Consider the following 6,169-nt stretch of genomic DNA (forward strand, 5'->3'; position numbering starts at 1 on the left):
TGTTGGTGGCGGACAGGTTCATGACACTCGGGTGATGGGAGGTTTCCCGTTGAGGGCGCTGTGGCCTCGTTCAGTGTTGTAGAAGGTGAGCCAGTCGGCAAGGGCATCGCGGCGGGCCTGGTTGCTGGTGAAGGGCTGCCGGTAGGCCCACTCGAGCGCGAGGGTCCGGTTGAGGCGCTCTACCTTGCCGTTCTGCCAGGGGCAGTGGGGCTTGATGAACTTCTGCTTCGCGTCCATGGCCTTGACTGCTGCTTTGAAGTCACGGCTGTTGCGGTAGGCGAACGCGTTGTCGGTGATGATGCGCTCGATGCGGGTGATGCCCTGGCTGGCGAAGAACGCTGCGGCGCGGGTGAGGAAGCCTGCGCAGGTCGTGCCCTTCTCGTCGTCGTGGATCTCGACATAGGCCAGCCGGGAACAGTCGTCGACGGCGGCGTGGACATAGTCATAGCCGATCCGTTCCCGCTTGTTCTTGGCGGCGCTGGTGGCGGCACGTCCGTGCAGGCGCCAGCCCCCGCCGTCGGGGATCTTGCCGATCTTCTTCACATCGATGTGGATGAGCTCACCGGGGCGTTGGCGTTCGTAGCGGCGCCTGCTGGCCTGACTGCCGCGGATCACCGCGCCGGTGATCGGGTCAAGGTGCGCCAGGGGCGGCATGTGGTGGCGGCGCAGGATCGCGGTCACGGTCCGGGCGGGAACGTTGGTGGCAGCAGCGATCCGGGCAGGGCCTCGGCGATACTGTGCGCGGTGGGCCAGGACCCGGGCCTCGACGGCTGGGCTGGTGCGCCGTGGCATGGTGTGGGGCCGGCTGGAACGGTCGTGAAGACCTGACTCGCCGTACTGGTCGTAGCGCTTGAGCCAGTGGTGGGCGCATTGGCGTGAGATGCCCATCGCTTTCGCGGCGTGAGCGACAGGCCAACCCTGCACGCGCACACGCTGGACCAGCAACAGTCGCCCGTTGACGTTCAACCGGGCCTTAGGGTGGGACATGAGGACCTCCGTTGTTGAGATGTGACCTTCGACAAGCCACAGCCCAGCGGGGGTCCTCCCTTCACGTCAACCGCACAACTGTCATGAACGTCCCTGCCACCAACACCTAGTACCGGGTTGACGGCGGGAGTACTGTAACGGCGTGGCTGATGCCCTGAGGCGCCTGCATCCGGTGCGGCTGATCCTGATCGCCTTCACGATGGCGGTCTGGACTGGCGTTGGGCTGCTGATGTTGCCGATTGCCCGCCGCGGGCCAGGCGGAGCCTCGTTCCTGGAGGCATTCTTCACCGCCACCAGCGCCATTTGTGTCACGGGTCTGGTCACGGTGGACACAGCCACGTACTGGACACCCTTCGGGCAGGTCGTCATCATTGCGCTGATCCAGATTGGTGGCCTGGGCGTCATGCTGCTGGCCACCATCATCGCCATGGCGGTGCTGGGCAAGCTGTCCATGCGGTCACGGCTGGCCACAGCCACCGAGGTTCACGCCGAGGGAGCTGGCGGAATCAGGTCGGTGGTGTTCGGCGTGTTCCGTACCACCATGCTGGTCGAAGGGATCGCAGCCACGATTCTCACGTTGAGGTGGTGGTTGGGCGGTGATCTGCCCCTACCCAAGGCCCTGTGGCACGGCTTGTTCCACGCGGTCTCCTCGTTCAACAACGCTGGGTTTGCCTTGTACTCCGACAACATGATGGGTTTCGTGGACGATCCGTGGGTGAGCCTCACCCTGGCCGGTGCCACCATCCTGGGCGGCCTGGGGTTTCCGGTTCTGCACCAGTTGGCCCGTCATCGCCTGACCATTCGGCGCTGGGCGATGAACACCCGGTTGGTGGTGGTGATGAGCGTGCTGCTGTTGGTCAGTGGCACGATCTACATCACGTCCCTGGAGTGGGCGAATCCGAAGACCCTTGGAGCCCTGGCGCCCGCAGACCGGGTGCTGGCCGGGTTCTTCCATGCCGTCCAGGTGCGCACCTCGGGCTTCAACTCGCTCGACATCGGCCAGTTCCACCCCGCGACGTTGGTCGGCATGGACGTGATGATGTTCATCGGCGGTGGGCCCGCTGGCACCGCGGGCGGCATCAAGGTCACCACTTTCGCGGTGCTGTTCTTCATCATCTGGGCCGAGGTGCGCGGCGACACCGCCGTCCACGTTTTCGGCAAGCGGCTCAGCCGGGCCGTCCACCGCCAGGCCATTTCAGTGGCGCTGTTGGCGGTGGCGCTGGTGGTGGGGTGCACCATCGCGATCATGGTGGCTTCTGGTCGTGGTCTGGATGCAGTGCTGTTCGAGGTCATCTCGGCTTTCGCCACAGTGGGGCTCTCGACTGGTATCACTGCGCAGCTCGACCCGTTCAGCCAAACAGTGCTGTGTGTGTTGATGTACTTGGGACGGTTGGGTCCCTTCACCTTCGCCTCTGCGCTTGCGTTGCGAACTCGTCACCGGCTCTACGAGCTGCCCAAGGAAAGGCCGATCATTGGTTGATTTTCTCGGTCGGGGGGCGCGTGCCACCTCGCGCCTGACCGACAGCGTCGTGGTGATTGGGCTGGGCCGATTCGGCGAATCGGTGGCCTTGGAGCTGATGGCGATGGGCGCTGACGTACTTGGTGTCGAGACCAAAGAGGACGTCGTGCAACGTCTCAACGGCGAGTTGACCCACGTGGTCAAGGCCGATGCCACCAGTGAAGAGGTGCTGCGCCAACTGGGCGTGGACGAGGCCGACACCGTCGTCGTGGCCATCGGCGACTCCATCGAGGCAAGCATCCTGACGTGTTCACTGGTGCTCTCGCTGGGGGTGAAGCAAGTATGGGCCAAAGCTGTGTCCGACACCCACGGGCGCGTGCTGAGCCAGATCGGGGTGCAGCGGGTGGTCCACCCCGAACGAGAGATCGGCAAGCGGGTGGCCCACCAGTTGCGGGCAAAGCTGGCTGACTTCATTGATCTGGACGGGGGGTTCGCGCTGGTGCGCACCAGCCCGCCCCGGCAGGTGCTCGGGCGAAGCGTGGGCGAGATTGGGGTACGCAAGCGCTACGGCGTCACCATCATTGCCGCACGGCGTCCGGGGCAGGACTGGAGCGAGGTCACCGAGCAGACCCAGCTCCAGGCCGACGACGAGATCGTGGTGACCGGGCCCACCGACAAGGCCGAGCGCTTCCACCTGATGTGAGGTTGGCGGCGACCAGCGATTTGTCGCGCCCGGCCATACTTGACCCATGGGCAAACGCATCCGGCAGCTACTGGTTGCGCTGCTCGTGGGTGGCCTGCTGGTGGTGGTTGGCCCGACGGCGGTGGCCTGGTCTGGCGCCTCGGGGCGCAAGCATGAGCAGGTTGCCGATGTCGAAGCACGCGACGTGGCGCTGGTGCTGGGTGCCGGGGTGCTGCCCAACGGTTCGCCCTCGACCTTCCTGAAGGGACGCCTCGACCTGGCTGCCGACCTGTACAAGGCGGGCAAGGCCAAGGTGATCCTGGTCTCCGGCGACAACACCGAGAAGTACTACAACGAGCCCGAGGCGATGCGCCGCTACCTCCACGAGCAGCGTGGCGTGCCCCTCGAGGACGTGGTGCGCGACTATGCCGGCATCGACACCTTCCACTCCTGCGCCCGGGCCAGGCAGATCTTTGGGGTGTCGAAACTGACCATCATCAGCCAGTCGTACCATCTGCCGCGCGCGATCACGACGTGCCGGATGGTGGGCGTGGACGCGCAGGGCCTGGGTGACACCTCGGTGCGCGGTCGCCGGGCCTGGCGCGCCGGTGAGCTGCGGGAGGTGCCTGCCAACATGAAGATGATCTTTGACGTCATCGTGGGCCGCGACCCGATCCTGGGCCCACCCGAGGACGGGGTCACCAAGGCGTTGCGGCGTCCCCGGTGACCGACTGACTCTCGACCGATCGGCTGGGCAAAACCCCTAGTCGGAGCCAAACAGGTCGCGCGTGTAGACCTTGTCGTTGACATCGGTCAACTCATCGCTGGGACGGTTGGCGATGATCACGTCGGCGCGGCGTTTGAACTCGTCCAGGTCACGCACCACCTCGGAGTGGAAGAACTCATCGTCGTCCAGGGTGGGCTCGTAGATGATCACGGGGATGCCCTTGGCCTTGACCCGCTTCATGATGCCCTGCACCGACGAGGAGCGGAAGTTGTCCGAGCCTGCCTTCATGGTCAACCGGTAGACGCCGACCACCTCCGGGGAGCGGGCGATGATGTCGGTGGCGATGAAATCCTTGCGGGTCGCGTTGGAATCGACGATGGCCTGGATCAGGGTCTGGGGCACCTGGTCGTAGTTGGCCAGCAGCTGCTTGGTGTCCTTGGGTAGGCAGTAGCCGCCGTAGCCGAAGCTGGGGTTGTTGTAGTGCGACCCGATGCGTGGGTCCAGGCCAACCCCGTGGATGATTTCGCGGGTGTTGAGCCCGAACCGGGCCGCGTAGGTGTCGAGTTCGTTGAAGTAGGCCACTCGCATGGCCAGGTAGGTGTTGGCGAACAGCTTGATCGCCTCGGCCTCGGTGGCGCCGGTGAACAGCACCGGGGTGTCGGGGTCCAGCGCCCCCTGCTTCATTAGGTCGGCGAACGCTTCTGCCCGCTCGCCGCTGCCGCCGACCACGATCCGGCTGGGGTGCAGGTTGTCATGCAGGGCCTTGCCCTCGCGCAGGAACTCAGGGCTGAAGATGATGTCTAGACCCGGGTGGTCGAGCCGGGCCTGTTCGGTGTAGCCGACCGGAATGGTCGACTTGATCACCACGGTCGCCTCGGGGGCGAGCTCGGCGACGGCGGCGATGACGGTGTCGACGCTGGAGGTGTCGAAGAAGTTCTTGCGCTCGTCGTAGTTGGTGGGGGTGGCCACGACGATAAAGTCGCTGCCTGGGTAGGCCTGTTCGCCGGAGGTGGTGGCGGTGAGGTCCAGCTCGCGGGTGGCCAAGTACTGTTCCAACTCGGCGTCCACGATGGGCGCCCGGCGTTGGTTGACCAGCTCGACCCGATGCTCGTCGATGTCGACGGCGACGACTTGGTGGTGCTGGGCCAGAATGACAGCATTGGCCAAGCCGACATAGCCCAACCCTGCGACGGCGATCTTCATGCGACCAGCCTAGTTGTTGGTGGCGGACAGGTTCATGACACTCGGGTGATGGGAGGTTTCCCGTTGAGGGCGCTGTGGCCTCGTTCAGTGTTGTAGAAGGTGAGCCAGTCGGCAAGGGCATCGCGGCGGGCCTGGTTGCTGGTGAAGGGCTGCCGGTAGGCCCACTCGAGCGCGAGGGTCCGGTTGAGGCGCTCTACCTTGCCGTTCTGCCAGGGGCAGTGGGGCTTGATGAACTTCTGCTTCGCGTCCATGGCCTTGACTGCTGCTTTGAAGTCACGGCTGTTGCGGTAGGCGAACGCGTTGTCGGTGATGATGCGCTCGATGCGGGTGATGCCCTGGCTGGCGAAGAACGCTGCGGCGCGGGTGAGGAAGCCTGCGCAGGTCGTGCCCTTCTCGTCGTCGTGGATCTCGACATAGGCCAGCCGGGAACAGTCGTCGACGGCGGCGTGGACATAGTCATAGCCGATCCGTTCCCGCTTGTTCTTGGCGGCGCTGGTGGCGGCACGTCCGTGCAGGCGCCAGCCCCCGCCGTCGGGGATCTTGCCGATCTTCTTCACATCGATGTGGATGAGCTCACCGGGGCGTTGGCGTTCGTAGCGGCGCCTGCTGGCCTGACTGCCGCGGATCACCGCGCCGGTGATCGGGTCAAGGTGCGCCAGGGGCGGCATGTGGTGGCGGCGCAGGATCGCGGTCACGGTCCGGGCGGGAACGTTGGTGGCAGCAGCGATCCGGGCAGGGCCTCGGCGATACTGTGCGCGGTGGGCCAGGACCCGGGCCTCGACGGCTGGGCTGGTGCGCCGTGGCATGGTGTGGGGCCGGCTGGAACGGTCGTGAAGACCTGACTCGCCGTACTGGTCGTAGCGCTTGAGCCAGTGGTGGGCGCATTGGCGTGAGATGCCCATCGCTTTCGCGGCGTGAGCGACAGGCCAACCCTGCACGCGCACACGCTGGACCAGCAACAGTCGCCCGTTGACGTTCAACCGGGCCTTAGGGTGGGACATGAGGACCTCCGTTGTTGAGATGTGACCTTCGACAAGCCACAGCCCAGCGGGGGTCCTCCCTTCACGTCAACCGCACAACTGTCATGAACGTCCCTGCCACCAACACCTAG

The 6,169-nt window shown here is 65.3% G+C and carries 6 protein-coding genes; 3 read left to right on the forward strand and 3 right to left on the reverse strand.

Annotation, left to right across the window (positions count from 1 at the left end; translation table 11 throughout):
- Positions 1-18: 18 nt before the first annotated feature.
- The gene (locus ACQE3C_RS15230; protein WP_259808974.1) at positions 19-987 is read right to left on the reverse strand and encodes an IS481 family transposase; all 969 of its coding nucleotides are present in this window, start codon (positions 985-987) and stop codon (positions 19-21) included.
- 142 nt (positions 988-1,129) lie between these two features.
- On the opposite strand from ACQE3C_RS15230, the gene ACQE3C_RS15235 reads away from it, so the two are divergent.
- From ACQE3C_RS15235 to ACQE3C_RS15245, 3 genes are read left to right on the forward strand one after another with little or no spacing between them, the layout of a single operon-like run.
- Positions 1,130-2,467 (forward strand): TrkH family potassium uptake protein, encoded by a 1,338-nt coding sequence (locus ACQE3C_RS15235; RefSeq protein ID WP_434539974.1) that lies wholly within the window; start codon positions 1,130-1,132, stop codon positions 2,465-2,467.
- Between the two features lie 52 nt (positions 2,468-2,519).
- Complete coding sequence (locus tag ACQE3C_RS15240; protein WP_434539977.1) at positions 2,520-3,149, forward strand: potassium channel family protein; 630 nt, start codon at positions 2,520-2,522, stop codon at positions 3,147-3,149.
- 46 nt (positions 3,150-3,195) lie between these two features.
- On the forward strand, positions 3,196-3,855 hold the full coding sequence (locus tag ACQE3C_RS15245) for a SanA/YdcF family protein (RefSeq protein WP_434539975.1): 660 nt from the start codon (positions 3,196-3,198) through the stop codon (positions 3,853-3,855).
- 36 nt (positions 3,856-3,891) lie between these two features.
- Here the strand turns inward: ACQE3C_RS15245 and ACQE3C_RS15250 are convergent, their stop codons facing one another.
- On the reverse strand, positions 3,892-5,058 hold the full coding sequence (locus tag ACQE3C_RS15250; RefSeq protein ID WP_434539976.1) for a nucleotide sugar dehydrogenase: 1,167 nt from the start codon (positions 5,056-5,058) through the stop codon (positions 3,892-3,894).
- 32 nt (positions 5,059-5,090) lie between these two features.
- Entirely contained in the window at positions 5,091-6,059 is a 969-nt protein-coding gene (locus tag ACQE3C_RS15255) for an IS481 family transposase (RefSeq protein WP_259808974.1), read from the reverse strand.
- Between the last annotated feature and the right edge of the window lie 110 nt (positions 6,060-6,169).

It is taken from the genome of Aestuariimicrobium sp. Y1814, from assembly GCF_050113895.1.
Lineage (GTDB): Bacteria > Actinomycetota > Actinomycetes > Propionibacteriales > Propionibacteriaceae > Aestuariimicrobium.